The 22,549-nt window shown below is 67.4% G+C and carries 23 protein-coding genes and 1 pseudogene; 9 read left to right on the plus strand and 15 right to left on the minus strand.

All coding sequences use genetic code 11. From position 1 onward, the window contains the following. Positions 1 to 321 precede the first annotated feature (321 nt). The 4 genes from ASE70_RS01765 to ASE70_RS01780 all read right to left on the minus strand — a co-directional run bounded on the left by ASE70_RS01765 (position 322) and on the right by ASE70_RS01780 (position 3,548). Positions 322 to 1,071 carry a class I SAM-dependent methyltransferase gene (locus ASE70_RS01765; protein ID WP_056403566.1) on the minus strand — a complete coding sequence of 250 codons (750 nt, stop codon included), beginning with the start codon at positions 1,069 to 1,071 and terminating at the stop codon, positions 322 to 324. 280 nt (positions 1,072 to 1,351) lie between these two features. Continuing rightward, complete coding sequence (gene rpsI, locus ASE70_RS01770; protein WP_082450509.1) at positions 1,352 to 1,909, minus strand: 30S ribosomal protein S9; 558 nt, start codon at positions 1,907 to 1,909, stop codon at positions 1,352 to 1,354. Then, on the minus strand, positions 1,909 to 2,388 hold the full coding sequence (gene rplM / locus ASE70_RS01775; RefSeq protein WP_082439099.1) for a 50S ribosomal protein L13: 480 nt from the start codon (positions 2,386 to 2,388) through the stop codon (positions 1,909 to 1,911). The genes rpsI and rplM overlap by 1 nt, the downstream gene beginning before the upstream one ends. A gap of 128 nt (positions 2,389 to 2,516) precedes the next feature. Continuing rightward, positions 2,517 to 3,548: a COX15/CtaA family protein gene (locus ASE70_RS01780; RefSeq protein ID WP_056500869.1), complete on the minus strand. Its 1,032-nt coding sequence runs from the start codon at positions 3,546 to 3,548 to the stop codon at positions 2,517 to 2,519. Positions 3,549 to 3,648: 100 nt separating this feature from the next. On the opposite strand from ASE70_RS01780, the gene ASE70_RS01785 reads away from it, so the two are divergent. After that, on the plus strand, positions 3,649 to 4,203 hold the full coding sequence (locus tag ASE70_RS01785; protein WP_056403564.1) for a DedA family protein: 555 nt from the start codon (positions 3,649 to 3,651) through the stop codon (positions 4,201 to 4,203). Positions 4,204 to 4,335: 132 nt separating this feature from the next. On the opposite strand, the gene coaD is transcribed toward ASE70_RS01785, so the two are convergent. The 3 genes from coaD to ASE70_RS01800 are packed head-to-tail and all read right to left on the minus strand — an operon-like array spanning position 4,336 to position 5,980. Further along, complete coding sequence (gene coaD / locus ASE70_RS01790) at positions 4,336 to 4,836, minus strand: pantetheine-phosphate adenylyltransferase (RefSeq protein ID WP_082449697.1); 501 nt, start codon at positions 4,834 to 4,836, stop codon at positions 4,336 to 4,338. After that, the gene (locus ASE70_RS01795) at positions 4,833 to 5,738 is read right to left on the minus strand and encodes a polyprenyl synthetase family protein (RefSeq protein ID WP_056500715.1); all 906 of its coding nucleotides are present in this window, start codon (positions 5,736 to 5,738) and stop codon (positions 4,833 to 4,835) included. Before ASE70_RS01795 ends, coaD begins: the two co-directional genes overlap by 4 nt. After that, complete coding sequence (locus ASE70_RS01800) at positions 5,738 to 5,980, minus strand: exodeoxyribonuclease VII small subunit (protein WP_055999565.1); 243 nt, start codon at positions 5,978 to 5,980, stop codon at positions 5,738 to 5,740. The genes ASE70_RS01795 and ASE70_RS01800 overlap by 1 nt, the downstream gene beginning before the upstream one ends. Before the next feature lie 70 nt (positions 5,981 to 6,050). Between ASE70_RS01800 and ASE70_RS01805 the strand changes: the two genes are divergently transcribed. Further along, positions 6,051 to 6,620, plus strand: a complete 570-nt coding sequence (locus tag ASE70_RS01805) for a hypothetical protein (protein ID WP_156355898.1) — start codon at positions 6,051 to 6,053, stop codon at positions 6,618 to 6,620. Between the two features lie 29 nt (positions 6,621 to 6,649). Here the strand turns inward: ASE70_RS01805 and ASE70_RS01810 are convergent, their stop codons facing one another. From ASE70_RS01810 to ASE70_RS01825, 4 genes are all read right to left on the minus strand, one after another. Next, the gene (locus ASE70_RS01810; RefSeq protein ID WP_056500720.1) at positions 6,650 to 7,162 is read right to left on the minus strand and encodes a DNA-deoxyinosine glycosylase; all 513 of its coding nucleotides are present in this window, start codon (positions 7,160 to 7,162) and stop codon (positions 6,650 to 6,652) included. Beyond that, entirely contained in the window at positions 7,126 to 8,292 is a 1,167-nt protein-coding gene (locus ASE70_RS01815) for an NAD(P)/FAD-dependent oxidoreductase (protein ID WP_056500722.1), read from the minus strand. The genes ASE70_RS01810 and ASE70_RS01815 overlap by 37 nt, the downstream gene beginning before the upstream one ends. 39 nt (positions 8,293 to 8,331) lie before the next feature. Then, entirely contained in the window at positions 8,332 to 9,750 is a 1,419-nt protein-coding gene (locus ASE70_RS01820; protein ID WP_200925576.1) for a M48 family metalloprotease, read from the minus strand. A gap of 63 nt (positions 9,751 to 9,813) precedes the next feature. Then, the gene (locus ASE70_RS01825; protein WP_056500725.1) at positions 9,814 to 10,884 is read right to left on the minus strand and encodes a PA0069 family radical SAM protein; all 1,071 of its coding nucleotides are present in this window, start codon (positions 10,882 to 10,884) and stop codon (positions 9,814 to 9,816) included. A 57-nt stretch (positions 10,885 to 10,941) separates the two neighbouring features. On the opposite strand from ASE70_RS01825, the gene ASE70_RS01830 reads away from it, so the two are divergent. Next, complete coding sequence (locus ASE70_RS01830; RefSeq protein WP_056500728.1) at positions 10,942 to 11,271, plus strand: VOC family protein; 330 nt, start codon at positions 10,942 to 10,944, stop codon at positions 11,269 to 11,271. Positions 11,272 to 11,273: 2 nt separating this feature from the next. On the opposite strand, the gene moaB is transcribed toward ASE70_RS01830, so the two are convergent. The 3 genes from moaB to ASE70_RS01845 are packed head-to-tail and all read right to left on the minus strand — an operon-like array spanning position 11,274 to position 14,276. Continuing rightward, positions 11,274 to 11,801: a molybdenum cofactor biosynthesis protein B gene (moaB, locus tag ASE70_RS01835; RefSeq protein WP_056500730.1), complete on the minus strand. Its 528-nt coding sequence runs from the start codon at positions 11,799 to 11,801 to the stop codon at positions 11,274 to 11,276. Beyond that, positions 11,791 to 13,530: a lytic transglycosylase domain-containing protein gene (locus ASE70_RS01840; RefSeq protein WP_056500877.1), complete on the minus strand. Its 1,740-nt coding sequence runs from the start codon at positions 13,528 to 13,530 to the stop codon at positions 11,791 to 11,793. Before ASE70_RS01840 ends, moaB begins: the two co-directional genes overlap by 11 nt. A 29-nt stretch (positions 13,531 to 13,559) precedes the next feature. Next, positions 13,560 to 14,276, minus strand: a complete 717-nt coding sequence (locus tag ASE70_RS01845) for a uracil-DNA glycosylase family protein (protein WP_056500734.1) — start codon at positions 14,274 to 14,276, stop codon at positions 13,560 to 13,562. A 119-nt stretch (positions 14,277 to 14,395) separates the two neighbouring features. Between ASE70_RS01845 and ASE70_RS01850 the strand changes: the two genes are divergently transcribed. From ASE70_RS01850 to ilvD, 6 genes are all read left to right on the plus strand, one after another. After that, positions 14,396 to 16,057 (plus strand): electron transfer flavoprotein-ubiquinone oxidoreductase, encoded by a 1,662-nt coding sequence (locus tag ASE70_RS01850; RefSeq protein WP_056500737.1) that lies wholly within the window; start codon positions 14,396 to 14,398, stop codon positions 16,055 to 16,057. Between the two features lie 13 nt (positions 16,058 to 16,070). Further along, positions 16,071 to 17,624, plus strand: a complete 1,554-nt coding sequence (locus ASE70_RS01855) for a tetratricopeptide repeat protein (RefSeq protein ID WP_235519515.1) — start codon at positions 16,071 to 16,073, stop codon at positions 17,622 to 17,624. Positions 17,625 to 17,628: 4 nt separating this feature from the next. Then, positions 17,629 to 18,456: a 4-(cytidine 5'-diphospho)-2-C-methyl-D-erythritol kinase gene (locus ASE70_RS01860; protein ID WP_056500739.1), complete on the plus strand. Its 828-nt coding sequence runs from the start codon at positions 17,629 to 17,631 to the stop codon at positions 18,454 to 18,456. A 148-nt stretch (positions 18,457 to 18,604) separates the two neighbouring features. Continuing rightward, positions 18,605 to 19,339, plus strand: coding sequence for an enoyl-CoA hydratase/isomerase family protein (locus ASE70_RS01865; protein ID WP_056403528.1), 735 nt, complete (start codon positions 18,605 to 18,607; stop codon positions 19,337 to 19,339). Next, positions 19,336 to 20,055 (plus strand): N-formylglutamate amidohydrolase, encoded by a 720-nt coding sequence (locus ASE70_RS01870; RefSeq protein WP_056500743.1) that lies wholly within the window; start codon positions 19,336 to 19,338, stop codon positions 20,053 to 20,055. The genes ASE70_RS01865 and ASE70_RS01870 overlap by 4 nt, the downstream gene beginning before the upstream one ends. Positions 20,056 to 20,064: 9 nt before the next feature. Next, positions 20,065 to 21,786: a dihydroxy-acid dehydratase gene (gene ilvD, locus ASE70_RS01875; protein ID WP_056403524.1), complete on the plus strand. Its 1,722-nt coding sequence runs from the start codon at positions 20,065 to 20,067 to the stop codon at positions 21,784 to 21,786. Between the two features lie 501 nt (positions 21,787 to 22,287). On the opposite strand, the pseudogene ASE70_RS20490 reads toward ilvD, so the two are convergent. Continuing rightward, a pseudogene (locus tag ASE70_RS20490) lies at positions 22,288 to 22,549 on the minus strand (hypothetical protein); the annotation flags it as partial.

A 22,549-nucleotide genomic window follows, 5' to 3' on the forward strand; every position in this document is an offset into this window, starting at 1 on the left:
GGACATCGGTAATTTACGGAGAAGACTTCCCAATTGGACCCCGGCCTTCGCCGGGGTACGGACAGAGGGTTTTCGCTGAAGTCTCGTGCCGGCGGGACCTATGCAAACGTACCGATTGCCGATCGCGTGGCGTACCCCCGCGTAGGCGGGGGTCCAGGGTACCAGGGACAAGCCGTTGCTTTGCGTGGCTCTGGACCCGCGCCTGCGCGGGGTACGCCACGTGTGCAGTGGAGCGCAGGACGTTCGCGAAGGTCCTGCAAAGGCGGTGCCACCGCCGAACCGCGATCTGCATCCGCCCGGCCACCGCTTCGAACCGATCCTTTACGACAACCGCCGCCCGATCAACGTACCCTTGGTCCCGCGATTGACCAGTTCGAACCGGAAGTTCGGCCACCGCCGCCGCCACCGCTGCGCGACCACGCGCTCGCCCGGCCGTGCGCCGTCGTCGAGCATCACTACGCCGCCCACCGGCAAGCGATCGAAAAGCGTCTCGGCCGCGCCGCGGACATAGGGATGGATCGTCCATGGCGGCCCGTCGATCAGCAGCAGGTCGACCTGATCGGGCAGCGTATCGATATCGTACCAGACGCCCGGCCAGTCCCCCGGCGATTCGACCAGCGGTGCTGCGCGCAGATCGGCGGCGATGCCGTGTTCGGCCAGCCATTCGCGCGTCGCGTCGACGAAGCCGGCATGCTGGTCGAAGCTGATCAGCTGCCCCCCGCCATGTTTGGCCAGCGCCGCGCCGGTCACCAGACTCGACGCGCCGGTGCCAAGCTCGACGACGGTGCGCGGCCGGCTGTCGGCGATCTGCTCGACGATCAGCGACAGATACCCGGTATCGGCCTTCCAGCTGCCCAGATTGGGCAGCGCATCGGGGGCAAGGCCCAGTTCGGCCATCAACCGCGCCTTGTCGGCACGCTTGCCGCCCGACAGGCTGCGCAACAGCCACGGCCACTGGATCGCACCGAACGCGATGGTGAACAGCTTGTCGGACAGGCTGCGGCGCAGTTCCTCGGGCCACAGGTCCGAATCGGCGAGCGGCAGCAACGAAGTCTTGGCACGCGAGGTCATGGCGTCTCTTGTTTTCGGCTCCGCCAGCGTGCGGACGGCCACTCGCTATACGGTTATGGCCCAAACGAAAAGGGCGGCCCGATACCGGACCGCCCCATCGGGATCGCAACTGGCCGCAAACCGGAACCTTTCGGTCCCGCGCGCGTGCGATGTCGTCCGAACGCAACTCCGGCCCGTGTTCCCCGCCGACCACCCGAACACGATACGCCGTGGATGACAGGACGGGAAAACGGGCCGGCATCGCGAAGCCCACCCGGCCGGGCGCGCTTCCAGACGACGTTTAGCGCTTCGAGAACTGGAAGCTGCGGCGGGCCTTCGCCTTGCCGTACTTCTTACGCTCGACCGCGCGGCTGTCGCGGGTCAGGAACCCGGCGGCCTTGACCGGTGCGCGCAGGATCGGCTCGTAGCGGGTCAGTGCCTGGCTGATGCCATGCTTGACCGCGCCGGCCTGACCCGACAGGCCACCGCCCTTGACGGTGCAGATCACGTCATACTGACCATTGCGGTCGGCGACGCCGAACGGCTGGTTGATGACGAGACGCAGCGTCGGACGTGCGAAATACACTTCCTGGTCGCGGCCGTTGATCGTGATCTTGCCCGAACCCGGCTTGATCCAGACGCGAGCGACGGCATCCTTGCGACGGCCGGTCGCATAGGCGCGGCCATAGGCGTCGATTTCCTGCGCGCGCAACGGCATCGTCGGACGGGGCGGCTCGACCGAAGCGGCGGGTGCTTCGGTACCGTCGACCTGCGGGGCCGAAGCCTGCGGTGCGGCGGCCGGAGCCTGCTGACCGGTCAGGTTGGCGAGGTCGGAAAGGGACTGGCGGTTGTCGGACATTATGCGCCCACCTTGTTCTTGCGGTTCATGCCCGCGATGTCGAGAACCTCGGGGTTCTGCGCGCCGTGCGGATGCTCGGTGCCCTTGAAGATGCGCAGGTTGCGCATCTGCTCACGGCCCAACGGTCCGCGCGGGATCATCCGCTCGACGGCCTTTTCAAGGACGCGCTCGGGGAAACGACCTTCGAGGACCTTCTCGGCGGTGACCGCCTTGATGCCGCCGGCATAGCCGGTGTGCTTGTAATAGGTCTTCGTCTTCGCCTTGTTCGAGGTGAAGCGGATCTTGTCGGCATTGATGACGACGACGTTGTCACCGCAATCGACGTGCGGGGTGAACGACGTCTTGTGCTTGCCGCGCAGCACGTTGGCGATGATCGACGCAGCGCGACCGACCACCAGGCCGTCGGCATCGACGATATGCCATTTCTTCTCCACCTCGTGCGGCTTGGCCGACTTGGTGGTCTTCATGAGCGCCTTCATGGGCGTTGGACCTTTCGGAAGATTAACGCGTCCGTTCCGAACCGGAGCGGTGCGAACGCTGGCTAAATGCCGAAAGGGGCCTGGGAAGTCAAGCAAACAGCGGCTTTGCTGACGGGTATCTAAATACCCTAAGCCCGCCGACCGGTCGCGTGGGCGGCCCAGGTGGTGGCGACGACCAGCATCGCACCGACCAACTGGTGCAGCGCCGCCACCTCGATCCGGACCCCGGTCATCACGGTCGAGATGCCCAGCAGGATCTGGACGCCGAACGCGATATGCACAACCTTTGCCACCTTCGGGTGCCCGGCGCGCTTGGCCGCGCGCGCCAGCACGATCAGCACCGCGACCGTCACCCACGCCCACCAGCGGTGGATGAAGTGCACTACATAGGGATCGTTGACGATCGCATCGAGCGGCGCGCGCGCCGCCCATTCGTCCGCCGGAAAGAACCGCCCGTTCATCAGCGGCCACTGGTCGGTGACCAGCCCGGCGTTCAGCCCGGCAACCCATGCCCCGAACAGCAGCTGGACGAACAGCACCAGCCCGGCAACCGCCCCGATCGTCGTCATCCGCGCCGGCTGCGCATGGCGATCGGCCGCCAGTTCGCGCAGGTCGAGCGCGGTCCACACCGTTCCGGCAAGGATCAACAGCGCGTTGAGCAGATGTACCGACAGCCGGATATGCGACACGTCGGTCCGCACCGACAGCCCCGACGCGACCATCCACCAGCCGATCGCACCCTGCAAACCGCCCAGCGCCAGCAGCGCTACCAACCGGCCCTTATACCCCGCCGGGATCGCCCGCCGGACCCAGAACCATGCCAGCGGCAGCGCAAATGCCAGCCCGATCACGCGACCGAGCAGCCGGTGGACATATTCCCAGAAGAAAATGCCCTTGAACTGCGCCAGCGTCATGCCCTGGTTGAGCAGCTGATATTCGGGAATGCGCCGGTAATTGGCGAACTCCGCCTCCCATTGCGCGGCGTTCAGTGGCGGCAGGGTGCCCGACAACGGCTTCCATTCGGTGATCGACAACCCGGATTCGGTCAGCCGGGTAATGCCCCCGACCACGACCATCGCGACGATCAGCGCGGCCACCCACCACAGCCAGCGGGCGACTGCACCCGGCCGGGCGCGCGAGGGGAGGGGAGGAGCGAGCATCGTCGGCATTTAGCGATCGCGCCGGTCGTGCGGAAGGGGCGTGTTTCGCTTTACCCGCCCCGGCTTGCCGCTACGGTGCGGCGATGCCGAAAGCCCGCCCATGACGATCGAAGCGCTGGTCGCGCGCTACGGCCTTGCCGCGCTGCTGCTCGGCGCGGGCATGGAGGGGGAGACGGTCGTCGTCCTCGGCGGGATCATGGTCGAGCGCGGCAGCCTGCCCTATGTCGGCGCGATCCTCGCGGCGGCGATCGGGTCGTTCATCGCCGACCAGCTCTTCTTCGCCGCCGGCCGCCGGTTTCGCGATCATCCGCGCGTGGTGCGATGGCGCGGCAAGCCGGCCTTCGCCCGGGCGCTGACCACGTTCGAGCGGCATCCGACTCTATTCGTTTTCGCCTTCCGCTTCCTCTACGGATTGCGCACCGTCAGCCCCGTCGCGATCGGCACCACCCGCCTGCCGCTGGCCCGCTTCGCGATCCTCAACGGATCGGCGGCGCTGCTATGGGCGACGATCTTCGTGTCGATTGGCTATTGGTTCGGCCATGGGCTCAGCGAACTGATCGGCCGCTGGCTGCCCTCATGGCAGGTGTTGGCGGGCGGCGGCATCGCGCTGGTGATATTAGGCGGTCTGACATGGTGGTGGAAACGGCGCATCTAAGCTCCTCCCCGCCCCGCGGGGAGGGGGACCAGCCATAGGCTGGTGGAGGGGCCTCGCCGCTGGCGCTCCGTTCGGGCATGCCCCCCCTCCACCATGCTGCGCATAGTCCCCCTCCCCATGAATGGGGAGGACCTAGTCCCCCTTGCGCCCCAGTTTCTCGACCCGCGCGATCACCTCTTCGCAAACTGCCGGGGACACGAACCTTGCGATCGATCCGCCATACATCGCGATCTCCTTGACCAGCCGCGACGCGATCGGTTGCAGCGAGACGTCGGCCATCAGGAAGACCGTTTCGATCCGGTCGTTCAGCTGCTGGTTCATGCCCGCCATCTGATATTCATATTCGAAATCGGCGACGGCGCGTAAGCCCCGCACGATCACGCTCGCGCCCTGCCGCTCGGCAAAGGTCATCAGCAGCGCATCGAACGCCACGACCCGGATATCGCCGCCAACGCCGGCAACCTCGCGCTCGACCATCGCCAGCCGTTCGTCGAGCGAGAACATCGGCGATTTCGACGGATTGGTCGTAACGCCGATCACCAGCCGGTCGACCAGCTTCGCGCCCCGCCGGATGATATCCATATGCCCGCGCGTGATCGGATCGAAGGTGCCGGGATAGACGCCGATCCTCACCGATCGCGCTCCAGCACATAGCGGGCGATGGCGCGCAGCAGGTCGGCTTCGTGGCCGAAGTCGCGAAGATGCTCGATCGACTGTTCGACCAGCATCCGTGCCTGTTCGCGTGCGCGGTCGAGGCCGAGCAGCGAGAGGAACGTCTCCTTGCCCGCTTCGCCGTCCTTGCGCAGCGCTTTGCCCACCGCCGCCTCGTCGCCCTCGACGTCGAGAATGTCGTCGGCGATCTGGAAGGCGAGGCCGATGTCGCGCGCGAACCCGCGCAGCGACGTGCGCTGGTCGGCGGGCAGCCGGCCGAGGATCACACCTGCCTCCACCGAACAGGCGATCAGCGCGCCGGTCTTCATCGCCTGCAACCGGGTGACGGTGTTCAGGTCGAAGCTCGTTTCCTCGGCTTCGAGGTCCATCGCCTGACCGCCCGCCATGCCCGACGGGCCGGACGCGTGCGCCAGATCGGCGATCAGTTCGATGCGGACATGGCTGTCGGGATGGGTCGCCTCGTGCGCAAGGATCTCGAACGCCAGCGCGTGCAGGCAATCGCCGGCAAGGATCGCGGTCGCTTCGTCATACGCCTTGTGCACCGTCGGCTTGCCGCGACGCATGTCGTCGTCGTCCATCGCCGGCAGATCGTCATGGATCAGGCTGTAGACATGGATGCATTCGATCGCGAGCGCGGCGCGCGCGGCGCGGCTCCGCTCGACATTGAACAGACGCGCGGTCGCGAACACCAGCAGCGGCCGCAGCCTTTTGCCGCCGCCGATCGCAGCATGGCGCATCGCGCGGTACAGGTTCGCGCGCGGATCGCCGGGAACCGGCAGCAGCGCGTCGAACTGGCGATCCATCTCTGCCGAGACTTCCCGAAGGGCGGCGTTCAGCGACACCGGCGGCGCGATCGTCGCCATTATTGTGCGTCGAACGGCTGGGTCGAGGCGCGCCCTTCGGCATCGACCCGGATCGCCTCGATCCGCGCCTGCGCCGCATCGAGCCGCGCGGCGCATTGCGCGCGGAGCAGGTCGCCCCGGGCATACAGGTCGATCGCGGTCTGGAGGTCTTCCTGACCCGTCTCCAGCCGGCTTACGATTCCCTCGAGTTCGCGGAGCGCATCTTCGAAGGACAGGGCGGAAACATCGCGTTCGTCGGACATAGGCGACGCTATGGGGCAGGGGGCAGGGCGATTGCAACCGGGGAGCCGGGGTTGGTATGCGTTTTGGTCGATGGCAGTGATCCAGGGTGCCGGTATGAACAGGATGCGGTGCATAGCGTTTCTATTGCTGATGACCGCCTGCGGACCCGTCGATCAGGAACGGGTCCGCACCTTAGCCGCCTTGGAGGTCGTGCCGCGTGACGATGCGGATCGCCGTTTGCTCGTGGAGATTTTACGCCGCCATGCGCTGGCGGCTGGTTTTCATGTCGATGACGTATCGAAGAAGTGGCAGGAGTTCGAACGGACATCCTCTCTTCCGGCGTCATTCCGTAGCAGTTTCAACGTAGGGGTCTGGCAGGGGACTGAGGATGAGGAGAACCAGATGCTGGCCGATGACCGGGGTCACATCGGACGAATATGGATTACGTTTCCCAAAGGAACCGGTGTGGGCCGTGCCACGCGCTTTCGCGAAGCGTTGATCGCGGACATCGACCGGCATTGGCCGGCCCGTCATGCTATTCCCATTCTTCCGACAGGCGGCCTGCCCCTCGCGAAAGATTTGATACTGGTCGGCGAAACCTACCGGATCAGGCCGGAGGCTCGCCAGCGCTATCTACCTGCCGACCGACCGCTGCTGTAGGAGCGTGGAATGGGGTATCGCTCTTCGGTTCAAAGACAGTCCCGAATGGCGTCCCAAGCCACCTGCTTCGCGGCCACGCCGACCGTATGCAGCGGACTACTCGACGGCAGCGCCAGCGTCCCGACGCCGGCCACCATACCGCGTCCGGCCTTCCACGCCGTCCCGCCATTGAACGCCACCAGCCGCAGTGCCGGCAGCGTCGCGATCAGCGCCGCCACATCGTTCGCGGTAGCATCGCGGATCGCGGCATCGCTGCTGCCTGGCCGGGTCGCGCTCGCCACCACGTCCCATAGCCCGATCCCCGCCGTCCGCAGCGCTGCCAGCCGGTCGTCATACGCAAGCACAGGCAACTCCACCCCGACCACCGGCGACAGCAACCGCCAGAACTGGTTCTGCGGATGCGCGTAATAGCGCCCCGCCGCCAGCGAGGCGTCACCCGGCAGGCTGCCGAGGATCAGCACACGCGTCCCTGCATCGACCACCGGCGGGAACGACGCCTTGCGCGTCACACCGCCTGTCCCGCCGCCCAGCCGCTCGACCATGCCCACTGGAAATTATAGCCGCCGAGCCAGCCGGTCACGTCGACCGCCTCGCCGATCACATACAGGCCGGGCAGGTGCTTTGCCGCCATCGTCTTCTGGTTCAGGCCGTCGGTCGCGACCCCGCCGACGGTCACCTCGGCCTTGGCGAACCCTTCGGTACCGTCGGGATGGAATTGCCAGCCCGACAGCCGCCGTTCGATATCGCCCAGCACGGCATCGCGCGCATTGCCAAGTTCACCCGTCACCGCGAACTTCGCCGCCAGTGCCTCGGCCAGCCGGTCGGGCAGGGCCGCGCCCAATGCCGAACGCAGCCCGGCACGCGGGCGCGCCCGCTTGGTGGCGAGCAGCCAGCCCGCCGGCTTGTCGGGCACGAAATCGATTGTGACCGCCTCGCGATGCCGCCAATAGGACGATGCCTGCAGGATCGCCGGCCCCGACAACCCGCGATGGGTGAACAACGCCGCCTCGCGAAACATCGCCTTGCCCGCGCCCGCAACGACCTCGGTCGCGACCCCCGACAAGTCGCGGAACAGCGCGTCCCCGGGCGGCAGCGTCAACGGCACCAGCGCCGGCCGCGGCTCGACCAGCTTTAGGCCGAAGCGCTTGGCAAGGTCATAGGCAAAGCCGGTCGCGCCGAGCTTGGGGATCGAAGGCCCACCGGTCGCGACGACCAGCGCCGGTGCCGTCGCGTCGAGATCGCCATGTCGCACGGTGAAGACGCCATCGGCATGGGTCACGTCGCGGATCGGCTGGCCCAACCGGATGTCCGCCCCCGCCGCCTCGTCCAGCAGCATCGTCACGATCTGTCGGGCCGATCCGTCGCAAAAAAGTTGCCCGAGCGTCTTCTCGTGCCACGCGATCCCGTACCGGTCGACCAGCGCGAGGAAGTCCTGCGCGGTATAGCGACCGAGCGCCGACCGCGCGAAGTGCGGGTTGGCCGAGACATAGCGGTCCCAGCTGGTCCCGACATTGGTGAAGTTACAGCGCCCGCCACCCGAAATGACGATCTTGCGTCCCGGCTCGGGCGCATGGTCGACGACCAGTACCCGCCGGCCACGCTGTGCGGCGATGCCGGCACAGAACAGGCCCGCGCCGCCCGCGCCAAGAATGATGACGTCGTGACTGGTCATCCCCGGCCCTTCGCACGGGCGGCAGGTGAGGTGAAGGGGTCAGCCCCGCACCACGACCTTCATCAGCTGACCCGGCACCAACCGTGCGCCGTCCTCCAGCCCGTTCAGCGTCAGGAAGCGGTCGCGCTGAAAATCGGGATAGGCCATTTGCCGGCTGAGCGAGTCGACCGTGTCGTTCGCTTTCACCATGACGATGCGGATGCGCTTGCCGACGATCGCATTCGCCTCGGCCTGGCTCAGCGTGCCGAAGCTGTCGAGCAGCGATTCGAACGGGCCGATGCCGCGCCCGGCAGGCGTCACGATTTGGAAATAATAGGTCGCCGATGGATAGCGATAGGCGACGACGGTGACGTCGACCGCCTGGTTGTTCGCGTTCGCGCGTACCGTGCCGATCGCCGCTTCGGTGCCGTTGATCCGCGTCCGCTCCGGCTCGCCGACATTCTGCGCGCCGAGTGCCGTCAGCCGCTGGCGTACGACGCTCGCCGGATCGCCCGCCGGGCCCATTCGGAACTCGGCCTGTCCGCCTTGCCCGGCGATGGTCACCGCATCGGTGCCGTTCTGCAGCGCATAGCCGGCAGGCGCGGTGAAGCGGACGCGCAGCGCAGGGTGTTTGAAGGTCGTGCCGTCGATGACGCCCTGCGCGGGATCGTCGTCATAGCGCAGCCCGTCCAGCATCCGCAGATAGGTCACGTCCTGCGCCGGCTGCGTGGCCGCGCGCCCGGTCTGCTGCGCCAGTGCCTGTGCGCGCCGGACGCGATCGGCACCATTGGGGTGGGTGCTCATCCACGTCGGCACGGCATTGCCGCCCCGTCCGCTGGTCTGTGCCGCCAGCGTCTGCGCTTCGTTCAACTGGACAAGCGCATCGGCCATGCCTGATGGCGCATAGCCCGCCGCCGTCGCATAGCGGACGCCGAACTGGTCGGCCTGATATTCCTGATTGCGACTGTAAGACAGGGTATAGAGCTGCGAGCCGACCCCGGCGATCCGCCCGACCAGATCGCTGCCGGTCACCGCTCCCAGCAGCGTCGCGCCCAGCGTGCCGAGCGTCGACCGGGTGCTTCGCGAGTGGCTGTGGCGGGCGGCGACATGGCCGACCTCATGGCCCATGACCGCCGCCAGTTCCGCCTCGCTGTTCATCAGCGCCAGCAACTGCCGCGTGATGTAGACATAGCCGCCGGGGATCGCGAAGGCGTTCTCGACCGGCGAATTGAGCAGCGTCACCGTGAAGTCGCCGCTGGCGTTCGACAGGCCCGACTGCACCGCCACCCGTTTGCCGACGCGCTCGACATAGGCGGACTGCGGCCCCGAATAGCGGCCGCCATATTGCGCCAGCAGTTGCGGATTGGCCTGCGCGCCCTGTGCCCGGTCGTTCTGCGAGATCGATCGCGTCTGCGCCGCCACCGGCGTCGTGATCGTCGCGGCGCACAGCATGGCCGCGGTCCAGATCCGTGTCGTCATCGTGCCTATTCCCCGTTCAGTCTTGCCCGAAAATACGTTGCGATACGACAACGGTTCCGTCGCTCAGCTGAACAACTCGCCCTGTGCCCCGGCCGGCGGGCGGAACAGATCGCAGCGCAGCGGCGCATGGCCGCCGGTCAACCCATTGCGGCGACAGGCAATGGCGAAGCGCGTCGCCAGCAACTGTCCCCACACCCCTTGCCCGCGCATCCGCGAATGGAATGCCGGATCGTTGTCGCGCCCGCCGCGCAGCGACCGGACGATCGCCATCACCTTGTCCGCGCGATCGGGAAAATGCGTCTCCAGCCATGCGCGAAACAGCGGCGCCACCTCATGCGGCAATCGGACCGGCAGGAAATACGCACCTTTCGCTCCCGCCTGCGCCGCGCGTTCGAGCAGATGTTCGACCTCGTGATCGGTGATCGCGGGGATGACCGGCGAAATCGAGACATAGGTCGGAATCCCCGCCGCGCTCAGCTTCGCGACCGCGTCCAGCCGCTTGGCCGGATGCGGCGCACGCGGCTCCAGCGTCCGCGCGATGACCGGGTCGAGCGACGTCACCGACAGCGTGACGCTCACCAGCCCCCTGGCCGCCATCGGTGCCAGCAGGTCAATATCACGCACCACCCGGTCGGATTTGGTCGTGATCTTCAGCGGATGATTCGTCTCCGCCAGCACCGCGATACACTCGCGCGTAATCCGCCACTCGCGCTCGATCGGCTGATAGGGATCGGTATTCGTCCCCATCGCGATCGGCCGCGCGACATAGCCGGGCTTGGCGAGCTCGCCACGCAGCAACGCCGCCGCATCGGGTTTGGCGAACAGCTTCGTTTCGAAATCCAGCCCCGGCGACAGGTCGTGATAGGCATGGCTCGGCCGCGCGAAGCAATAGATGCAGCCATGTTCGCAGCCCCGATACGGGTTGATGCTCCGATCGAACGGCATGTCCGGCGACGTGTTCCGGGCGATGATCGTCCGTGGTTGCTCGATGGTCACCGTCGTCCGCAGGATCGGTTCCGCGCCGTCCACCGTCTCGCGCCAATCGAGCCAGTCGCCGTCCGCCTCGCGAGAGGGCAGCGCGAAGCGGTTGCTCACTGCGTTCTCGGTCGCTCCACGGGCAGGACGGTTGCGCATTGCGCTATCCTACGTCGCCGATTAGAACGTAGCAAGAACAAGAGTGGAGGGAGCGGTATGGCGCGATTGAACTATCTGGAGCTTCCGGTCGTCGCGACCGGACCGGCGGCGGAATTCTATGCGAAGGTGATGGGCTGGACCTTTACCGATTACGGCCCCGATTATGCCGCGACGACGACCGGCGACACCGATCTCGGGCTCGATGCCGATACGGTGCTGAAAGTCATGCTGCCCGTCATTCAGGTCGACGACCTCGAGGCGACGCTGGCCGCGGTCGAAGCCGCCGGGCGCACGGTCGTCGAGCCGATCTTTGCGTTTCCGGGCGGACGCCGGTTCCATTTCCGCGATCCCGACGGGCATGTGCTGGCGGCAATGGTGCCCGAATAACGCTATCGTTCGAGCAGGCGCGGCATCAGTTCGACGAAATTGCACGGCCGGTGGCGGCTATCGAGCTGTTCGGCGAGGATGCCGTCCCAGCCGTCCTTTACCGCGCCGGTCGATCCGGGCAGTGCGAAGACATAAGTGCCGCGCGCGACGCAGGCGATGGCGCGCGACTGGATCGTCGAGGTGCCGATCTTGGCATAGCTTTGCCAGCGGAACAGCTCCCCGAAACCGGGGATCAGCTTGGTCGCGATCCGCTCGACCGCTTCGGGCGTCACGTCGCGGCCGGTGACCCCGGTGCCACCGGTGGTGATGATGCAGTCGATCGCCGCATCGTCGATCCACCGGTCCAGTCGCGCGACGATCGTGTCGATATCGTCGCGCACGATCGCGCGGACGGCAAGGATATGGCCCGCCCCCTCGACCCGCGCGACCAGCGTGTCGCCCGACCGATCCTCGGCCAGTCCGCGCGTGTCCGATACGGTCAGCACCGCGATCCGCACGGGCACGAATGCCTGGCTTGCATCAATGGGCATCGGCGACGCGCGTCCGGCCGGTCTTGCTCACGCGGATCGCGGCAGCACCCGGCAGGCCGGGGAATTTCGGCCACATCCCCTGTGCCAGCGCGGCGCGGCTGGCCGACGGCTTGCCTGCCTGCTTTTCATACATCCAGTAATTGCGCAGCACGGTCATGACGTAGCCGCGCGTCTCCCAATAAGGGATCGATTCAATATACATCAGTGGATCGCCACCATCGCGCAACTGGACGTTCCATGCCTCGACCGGGGTCGGCCCGGCATTATATGCCGCGATCACCTTGGGCAGCAGCCCGCCGGTGAACGGCCGGTCGCGCAATTGCTCCAGATAGCTTTGCCCCACCGCCATATTGACCTGCGGTTTCGATAGCGCCGATTTTTCCAGCTGCAATCCGTGCGCGCGGGCATAGTCGGTCAGCGCACCGGGCCGGATCTGCATCAATCCCGTCGCGCCCGCCGGGCTGACGACGCCGGCATCGAAGCGCGATTCCTGCAACGTGTGCGCGAACACCAGCGCCTTGTCGACGCGCCAGCCACCCTCGGGCGTCCAGTCGGGGGCCGGATAGCGCGCCTCGACCAGCGGCCGGGCACCCTGCGGTCCGTTATGCGACAGCCACAATTGCGTCGCGGGCAGGTTCAGGCTGCCGCACAGCCGGGTCAGCGCCGGATAGTCGCCCGCGCCGCCGATCCGCGCCTGATATCGCAGCAACTTGTCGGCCAGCGCACCTTCGCCGATCTCGGTCAGCGCCGCGGCGACCTTGACGTTCGACCGTCGCTCCAGCGCGCGCCAGTCGTCGGTCGCCGGCGCGCGCGCCGCGGTATCGGCCCCGTCGATCAGCCCCAGCGCCTGTCGCGCCAGCAACCCGTAATAGGTTTCGCCATATTGCGCCGCCGTCTGCAACCGCCCTTGCACCAGATCGGGCCGCCCGCACGCAATATCGGCGCGTGTCGCCCAGTACAGCCCGGCCGAGCGCAATTCGGTATCGCCCGCGCGCTGCGCGACGCTGGCAAAGGCGGTCTGGGCCGCCGCGCAATCCTGCTGCCGCCACGCCGCAAGCCCCTGCGTCCAGTCGGCCTGCGCCGCCCAGTCGCCCGACCCACGCTGCGCCACCGCCGCCAGCCGCCGGGCATTGGCGTCGTCGCCCGCCACGAAATAGATCCACGCGACCCGTCCACGCATCTCGGTCAGCGCCTCGGGCGTCAGGTCCGGTTCGCGCGTGGCGATCAACGCTTCGGCGGCGGCACCGTCATCGACCTTCACGAACGGTTTCATCGCTTCGAGCAGTTGCGCGGCGGCCGCGTCGCTGCGGGCCGCCTTGGCGCGCAGTCGCACCGGCGCGGCATCGAACCATACCAGCTTTTGCTGCATTGGCAGTTCGGGCAGGGCGTCGGCCCCGCGCAACCTGGCAAGGCGGGCGAGGTCGGGGGCGTGCGGCAGGTCGGGGGCCGTGGTCAGCAGCGCCAGCAATTGCGGCAGCTCGACCTTCGGCGACCCCTTGGCCGTATAGAGTTCGGCACGGGCGACGGCATGCAGCGGCCCCGGCTTCATCGCGTCGAGCCGCAATTGCGCATCGGCCCAGCGCCCGCCGCGGATCGCCGCGAACACCTGCGTATAGGCATCGCGATCTTCGGGCGACAATTGCGGCGGCACCCGCGCCTCGACCGGGGTCCGGGCGACGCTCACCAGCGTCGGCGCTTCGCCGGCATAAGCGGGGAGGGCGGGCAGCATCAGCGCCGCGAACACGATGGGGTTCAGCTTCACGTGGTCGTTTCCCTGGTAAGCAACTGCAAATGCCGCCAGCTTTCCGCCTTGGCCAAGGGCCGCTCCAACAGGAAGCGCGGATGGAAAGTGGCGATGGCGGGGCAGTCTATGCCATCATGGTGAAGGGTCCGTAAACCACCGCGTTGCCCGTCCGGCCCCAGCAGGGCCCGGCACGGTTCCGCACCGAACAGCAACAGCCTGCGCGGCGCGACCAGCGTCACCAGCCGCCGTGCCAGATCGTCGAGCGTCGCCTGCGCCTCGTCCGGCACCCGTCCGGCCAGCGGTCGCGCCTGTGCGACCCCGGCGATCGTCACCGCACCCCGGTCCAGCCCGATCGCCGCCAGCATCCGGTCGAGCAGCACCCCGACCGGACCGGTCATCCAGCCCGTTTCCGCCGAATCATCGGCTTCGGGCAGGTCGGTCAAAATCATCAGCGCCGGATTTTTTGTCTGGGCGACGGTCAGGCGTTCGCCATTCCATCCCGCCTCGGGCGCGGCATCGCCCATGCGCCATGCCAGAAACGCATCGAGCGTGTCGGGCGGCAGGTCGGCGGCGGGCGTCGACGCTACGGCAGCGGGCGCTCGGGTCGGGATGGGGGCCGCGAACCAGTCGCGCAGTTCGTCCTCGACCAGCGTGTCGACACCGGCATCCTGCCACCATAACAGTGCGCTGGCTGCGGCTTCGTGCCACTGGATATGCTGGTCCGCCCCCATGTCGCCTTTAACGCTCTCCTTGACCTCCCCGTCAATCTGCCCAAATCGTGGGGGAGGACAGGGCGTTGCAGCGACGCGACGATACGGGCAGTGCGCAGCGCCCGCGATGAGGATGGAAGATGAGCGAACGGGAATCGATGCCCTATGACGTCGTGATCGTCGGCGCGGGGCCTGCCGGCCTGTCCGCGGCGATCCGGCTGAAACAGATGGCGGCGGACACGGGCGAGGAACTGGCCGTGTGCGTGCTGGAAAAGGGATCGGAGGTCGGTGCCCATATCCTGTCGGGCGCGGTGTTCGATCCGCGCGCGATGGACGAACTGCTGCCCGAATGGCGGACGATGGGCTGCCCGATGGCCGAGGTTCCGGTGACCGAGAACCACCATTGGCTGTTGTCGGCAACCGACAGCAGCGAGGTGTCGCACCGTATCCTGCCGCCGTTCATGCAGAATACCGGCACCTATACCGGGTCGCTCGGCAATATGTGCCGCTGGCTGGCCGAACAGGCCGAGGGGATGGGCGTCGAAATCTTCCCCGGTTTCGCGGCGGCCGAAATCCTGTATCATGCGGATGGTTCGGTGAAGGGCGTCGCGACCGGCGACATGGGCGTGGCGCGCGACGGCACGCACAAGCCCGACTGGCAGCCCGGCCTCGAACTCCATGCCAAATATACGTTTTTCGCCGAAGGGGTGCGCGGGCATCTGTCCAAACAGATCATCCGGACCTTCGATCTCGCACGCGACAGCCAGCCGCAGGTCTATGGGCTGGGCATCAAGGAACTCTGGGACATTCCGGCCGAAAACCATGTCCCCGGCCGCGTGATCCATACGCAGGGCTGGCCGCTTAGCGAAACGCGCGGGTCGAACGGCGGCGGCTTCCTGTATCATCAGGCGAACGGGCAGGTCGCGCTCGGCTTCGTCACCTGGCTCAACTATTCGAACCCCTATCTCTCGCCCTTCCACGAGATGCAGCGGTGGAAGACCCATCCGGCGATCGCCGCGATCCTGAAGGGCGGCAAGCGCGTGTCTTACGGTGCGCGTGCGATCAACGATGGCGGGTGGCAGTCGGTGCCGAAGCTGACCTTCCCCGGCGGCGTGCTGGTCGGCTGTTCGGCGGGATTCCTGAACGTGCCGCGGATCAAGGGCATCCATACCGCGATGAAGTCGGGCATGATGGCCGCCGAAGCCGCCTTTACCGCGGTGCGCGACGGGCGGCAGGGCGACGAACTGACCGCCTATACCGCCGCCTATGAAGCGAGCTGGGTGTATCAGGAGCTGCGCACCGTCCGCAACGTGGTGCCGCTGGTCAAGAAATTCGGTGATTTCGTCGGGTCGGGCGTCGCCAACGCGACGATGTGGGCGGAGCATTGGGGGCTGCGGATGCCGTTCACCATGGGCCACCATCCCGATCACGAAAGCCTGTGGCGCAAGGATCAGGTGCAGCCGATCGCCTATCCCAAGCCCGATGGCGTGCTGAGCTTCGATCGCCTGTCCTCGGTGTTCCTGTCGAACACCAATCATGAGGAGGATCAGCCGGTCCATCTGACGCTGAAAGACCCCGACGTCCCGGTCAAATATGACCTGCCGCTCTATGATGAACCCGCGCAACGCTATTGCCCGGCGGGCGTATATGAGATCGTCGGGGCGGAGAGCGACGATCCCAAATTCGTCATCAACGCGCAGAACTGCGTCCACTGCAAGACGTGCGACATCAAGGACCCGACGCAGAACATCAACTGGGTGGTGCCGGAAGGCGGCGGAGGACCGAATTATCCGAACATGTAGTATCGGCCTGCTGGTGGCGGCGCTGGTCGCGTCGCCGGCCGCCGCCGACACCCCGCTCGCTGCCTATGCCCGTGCTCGCGCTGCCGATGCCGATGGCCGGGTGACGATCGCGGCGCAGGGCTATGCACAGGCGCTGGCGGCACAGCCGTCGGATCCGGTCATCGCCGTGCGGACACTGCGGGAGGCGCTGGCGAGCGGTGACCTGGCGCTGGTCCGCCGCGCCGGGGCGGTGCTGCGCGCCGCCGATGTCGCGCCGCCCGATCTCGACATCCTCGGCCTCGCCGATGCCGTCGTCCGGCGCGACGTGGCCGGACAGCGGATGGCGCTGACCCGACTGGCGGGATCGCCGCTGGGCTTCCTCGCGCCGCTGCTGGCCGAATGGGTCGATCAGCCCGCGCCGGCAATCACCGGCGACGGCGGCGCGATCCCCCGCCGCTATGCCGCCGAGAACCGCGCGCTGCGCCTGCTCGCGACCGGACAGACGGCGGAAGGCGTAGCTGCAGTCCGTGCCCTGCTGACCACCGGCGGCAACGACGCCGATCTTCGCCTGAACGCCGCGCAACTGCTGGCGCGGGCAGGCGATGGTACGACGGCGCGCGCACTGCTTGCCGGTGGCGACCCCGTCCTGTCGCGCAGCGCGGCCGTGCTTGGTCGGGGCAGCAAAGGCGATGCCCGCTTCGGCATTTCCCGCCTGTTCGCGCGCATGGCCGGCGACCTGTCGGCCGAGGGGACCGAACCGCTGGCGATCATGCTCAGCCGCTCGGCGCTCCAACTTGACCCGAATTTTTCCCGCGCCCGGCTCGCGCTGGCTGACGCGCTCGCCCGCAGCGAAGCGACGGCGGAAGCGCAGGCGACGCTGGCGGCGATCCCCGCCGACGATCCGTTCGCGACCAGCGCCGCCGCGCTCGCCATCGTCATCCAGCAGCGCGCCGGCAAACCCGATGCGGCATTGGCGCTGGCCGCCAGACAGGCCGATCGCCTCGACGCGACCACCGCCGGCCTGCGCCGCTATGCCGATCTGCTGCTCGAAACCGGTCGGGCGGGGGAAGCCGCCGCCGTCTATGCCCGCGCCATGGCCCGGCCGGGCGCGGCGAACGACTGGTCGCTCTATCTGCAACGCGGCGCGGCGCTCGACCGTGCCGGCGACTGGGCGGGGGCGCTGCCGATGCTGCGCCGCGCGGTCGAACTGGCCCCGCAGGAACCCGCCGCGCTCAACTATCTCGGCTATGCGCAGGTCGATCGCGGCGAGAATGTCGTCGAAGCGACGCGCATGCTCGAACAGGCCCATGCGCTTGCGCCCAAGGACCCGGCGATCGCCGATTCGCTCGGCTGGGCAAGGTTCCGGGCCGGCAACCTGACCGCCGCGCTGCCGCTGATCGAAGGGGCCGCGCGCGAAGCGCCCGACGATGTCGAGATCAACGAACATCTCGGCGACGTCTATTGGAACGCCGGTCGCCGGGTCGAGGCGCGCTACGCATGGCGGGCGGCGTCGGTCGAGGCGGAGGGCGCGGATGCGGCCCGATTGGCGAGCAAGCTTGCGAACGGACCCGCTTCGTCGCAACGCTGATCCGATGATCGTCGAACCCGCTCCCGCCAAGCTCAACCTCGCGCTCCATGTCCGCGCCCGGCGCGCCGATGGCTATCACGACCTCGAAACGCTGTTCGCGTTCGTCGCCGATGGCGACACGGTGACGCTAACCCCCGCCGCGCACGACGGCTTCACCATCACCGGCCCGTTCGCCGCCGGTTTGAGCGGGGAGGGCGACAATCTTGTCACCCGCGCGCGCGACGCGTTTCGGACGACCTTCGGCTCCGGCGACCGGCTCGCGATCCTGCTCGACAAGCATCTGCCGGTCGCATCGGGCATCGGCGGTGGATCGGCGGATGCCGCCGCGACGCTGCGCGGGATGGCGCGGCTGTACGGCGCGGCGCTCGACGATCCGGCGCTGATGGCGATCGCCGACCGACTCGGTTCGGATGTTCCCGCCTGTCTGGTCGGGCGGACGATGATCGGGCGCGGACGCGGCGAGCGACTGACCCCGATCGATGCGCCAACGCTGCCGGTGTTGCTGGTCAATCCCGGCGTCGCCGTGTCGACCGCGCAGGTCTTTGCCGGATGGGACCGCATCGATCGCGGTCCGATCGCGGAGGGCGATGCGCTGACGATCGCGTTGGCCGGTCGCAACGATCTCGAACCGCCCGCCCGCGCACTGGCACCCGCGATCGACACCGTGCTCGCCCTGCTGAATGCCGCGCCGGGCGTCAGCCTCGCGCGCATGTCCGGATCGGGCGCAACCTGCTTCGCGCTATTCGACTCCGCCGCCGCCCGCACCGACGCCGCCGCCACCATCCGGACCGCACAGCCCGGCTGGTGGTGCCTCGAAACGAACCTCGCGTGACGGCGGTTCGTATCGAAACGGGGCAGGGTGAGCCATTCCCTCCCGGCGATCGACCTGGCACGAAGATTGTATGGCAAGGGGCGCGGATCAAACGCTACGAGCGGATCGTCCGTGGGCGGTCTCTCCGGACGCCGCCCACTTTTCCCCGATGATCGGGGTTACGCAGGGCGAGCAGGTCGCCACGATCTGGCTGGCACGGGGGAGCGCAAGGAACGCGCTGTCGATCGCGCACTGGCACGATCTCGCCGCCGCGGTTGCCGATCTTGCCGCCGGCGACGCCCGCGCCGTCCTGATCGCCTCGCGTGAACCGGGCATCTTCTCGGCCGGTGCCGACATCGCCGAGTTCGCCGAACTGCAATGCCAGCCCGACCGCGCCACCGCCTTCCGCAAAGCACTGTCCGCCGCGATCGAGGGTGTCGCCGCGCTGCCGATGCCGGTCATCGCCGCAGTCGATGGCGGCTGTTTCGGCGCAGCGGTCGCGCTGATCCTCGCTTGCGACATCGTCGTTGCCGGCGACGACGCGCGCTTCGCGGTTCCGCCCGCGCGGCTCGGCATCCACTATCCGCCCGCCGACGTCGCCCGCCTGACCGCCGCTGTCGGGCGGGGGCATGCCGCCCGGCTGCTCTTCACCGGCGACGCCATCGCCGCCGATGAAGCACTGGCGATCGGCCTGATCCACCACCGCGCCCCCGCGGCACTCCCGCTCGCCATGCAGTTGGCCACCCGAATTGCCGCAAACGCCCCGCAAGCCGTGCGCGGCCTCAAGCGTTCGCTCGACGCCGAACCCGGTGGCGAGGCCCGGTTCGACGCCGCCTTTGCCGGCCCCGAACTGCGCGAAGGGCTCGCCGCCTTCCAGTCCCGCCGCCCGCCGGAGTTTCCATGACCGATCATCTCCCCGGCCGCGACACGTCGCTGCTGCTGCTCTGCGATCACGCCTCGGCATTCGTCCCGCCCGATATCGCCATCGCGCCCGAATTGCTGTCGTTGCATATCGGCGTCGATATCGGGGCAGGACCGCTGACCCACGCACTCTCGGCCAGTCTCGATGCGCCCGCGATCCTCGGCACCGTCTCACGGCTGGTCATCGACCTTCACCGCCAGACCGACCATCCCGGCCTGATCCCCATCGTTTCCGACGGCCATGCCATCCCGGCCAATATTGATGCCGACCGTGCCGATCGCATCGCCCGCTTCCACGCCCCCTATCACCGCGCCATCCGCGCGCAGGTTCGCCGCGACCGCCCGCGCCTGATCGTCGCGATCCACAGCTTCACCCGCCAGCTCGAAACCGGCGACGGCCCACGCCCGTGGGAAGCCGGCATCCTCTATGGCCGCGACGACCGCGCCGCCCGCATCGCGATCGATTTCCTCCGCGCGCAGGGCATTCCGACCGGCGATCAGCAGCCCTATTCCGGCCGTCTGCTCAACGCGACGCTCGACCGTCATGCCAATGGACAGGGTATTGCGTCGCTATCGGTCGAGATCCGCAACGACCTGATCGCCGATGCCGCCGGCGTCGCCCGATGGTGCGCCATCCTGACCGAGATGATCGCCGTCGTGCGCAACGGACTTGCGCTGAACGCTCCGGCTGCGCAATAGGCTGTCGCCATGACCCAGCAATTCGACAAGTCGCGGCTGCCGAGCCGCCATGTTTCCGTCGGCCCCGAACGCGCGCCGCATCGCAGCTATTATTACGCGATGGGCATTGCCGAAGAGGACATCGCCAAGCCCTTCGTCGCGCTGGCCTCCGCCGGCAACGACAGCGCGCCGTGCAACACGACGCTCGATTTCCAGGCCGATGCCGCCCGCGAAGGTGTCATAGCCGGCGGCGGGATGCCGCGCCGCTTCAACACCATCACCGTCACCGACGGCATCGCCATGGGTCATCAGGGGATGAAATCCTCGCTGGTCAGCCGCGAAGTCATCGCCGATTCGGTCGAATTGTCGGTCCGCGGCCATTGCTACGACGCGCTGGTCGGCTTTGCCGGCTGCGACAAATCGCTGCCCGGCATGATGATGGCGATGCTCCGGCTGAACGTGCCGTCGATCTTCGTCTATGGCGGATCGATCCTGCCCGGCCGGTTCGAGGACCGTGACGTCACCGTCGTCGACGTGTTCGAAGCGGTCGGCCGTTATGCCGCCGGCACCTGTCCGCTGCACGATCTGACCGCGCTCGAAAAGGTAGCTTGTCCCGGCCACGGCGCTTGCGGGGGTCAGTTCACCGCCAACACCATGGCATGCGTCGGCGAAGCGATCGGCCTGTCGCTGCCCAACTCCAACATGGTGCCCGCCCCTTATCGCAGCCGGGAAGAGATCGCGATTGCCGCGGGCAAGCAGGTCATGGAACTGGTCCGCCTGAACCTACGCCCGCGTGACATCGCCACCCGCGCTGCCTTCATCAACGCCGCACGCGTCGTCGCCGCGACCGGCGGCTCGACCAACGCCGCGTTGCACCTGCCGGCGATGGCGTCCGAAGCCGGCATCGACTTCGACCTGTTCGATGTGGCGGAAGCTTTTAAATCAACGCCTTACGTCGCCGACCTCAAGCCCGGCGGTAAATATGTCGCCAAGGATATGTATGAGGCCGGTGGCGTCTACATGCTCATGAAGACGATGCTGACCAACGACCTGCTCGACGGCAACTGCATGACCGTCACCGGCAAGACACTGGGCGAGAATATCGACGAAGTAACGTGGAACCCCGATCAGAAGGTGATCTACGACGTGAAGACGCCGTTGTCGCCGACCGGCGGCGTCGTCGGCCTGCGCGGAACGCTCGCCCCCAATGGCGCGATCGTGAAGGTCGCCGGCATGAAGCGGCTGCAATTCACGGGACCCGCACAGGTTTTCGATTGCGAGGAGGACGCCTTCGCCGCCGTCGAGGCGCGCAGCATCAAGGAAGGATCGGTCGTCGTGATCCGCTATGAAGGGCCGAAGGGCGGTCCCGGCATGCGCGAGATGCTGTCGACCACCGCCGCGCTCTACGGCCTCGGCATGGGCGAAAGCGTCGCGCTGATCACCGATGGCCGCTTTTCGGGGGCGACGCGCGGCTTCTGCATCGGCCATGTCGGTCCCGAAGCGGCAGAGGGTGGTCCGATCGCGCTGGTCGAGGAAGGCGATATCATCACCATCGATGCCGAAGCCGGTACCATCGACCTCGACGTCGCCCCCGACGTGCTCGCCGACCGCCGCGCGAAATGGCAACCACGCGTCAACGACTATCAGGCAGGGGCACTGTGGCGCTATTCGACGACGGTCGGCCCGGCCTATCAGGGCGCGGTGACCCATCCGGGTGCCAAGGCCGAGCGCCACGTATACGCCGACATCTGACGGGATCGCCTTGTCGATGTCGTGACGCGGCGAAGGTAGGGTAACTGCGAAAGTACTTATCCCCCGCCTTGTCCCGTACTCCCATTTAGGTGCGGGCAGGGGGATACCCTTGGCCGTCATGATCCGCGACATTGCGTACCCCCGCGCAGGCGGGAGTGTTCACKTCGGACTCTGTAGACGTTTTCTGGCGAGGAAGATGTCGAGGGTGATCTCGAGCATCTGTTGGGTCTTGGAGGCGCGTTTGGTTCGGCGGTTGAAGCGGGAACGAGGCGTTGGACGATTCGATCAGATGCGTCTGCGCCTTGGTCTGCTGGTGGGGTTCGGGCGCGCCGATCCGCGCAAAGGCGAGGTGGTAGCAGGAGTTGGCGTCGGTGAAGATGGCGCTGATCTGGCCGACAGCGGCCTTGRCCAGGGTGTAGATGGCGGTCGCGCTTCTGACGCCGCGATCGCCCACATGGTATGCGACGACGCGTCGATGCCGGCGGCTGTACGCCGTCCAGATCACCGCTCGCTGCCGTTTTTTTGGACGTAGGTGTAGATCTCGTCCATCTCGATGACGTCGGCTACCCCGGTGTCGACCGGAGCGGCWTGYGCCARYTTCTSYTGCAGMGYCGCATGCTCCTTGCGGATCCAYTTGAGGACCCCCGCCGGCGATGCWCCCAGCACCCGGCCGATCGCCCGGATGCCCATGCCATTCATGTACATCTCGATCGCCAGGGCTTTCGTCTCGGCACTGAACCTGGGCTGGCTGTCGGTGCAGTAT

Source organism: Sphingomonas sp. Leaf22, from assembly GCF_001421715.1.
Lineage (GTDB): Bacteria > Pseudomonadota > Alphaproteobacteria > Sphingomonadales > Sphingomonadaceae > Sphingomonas.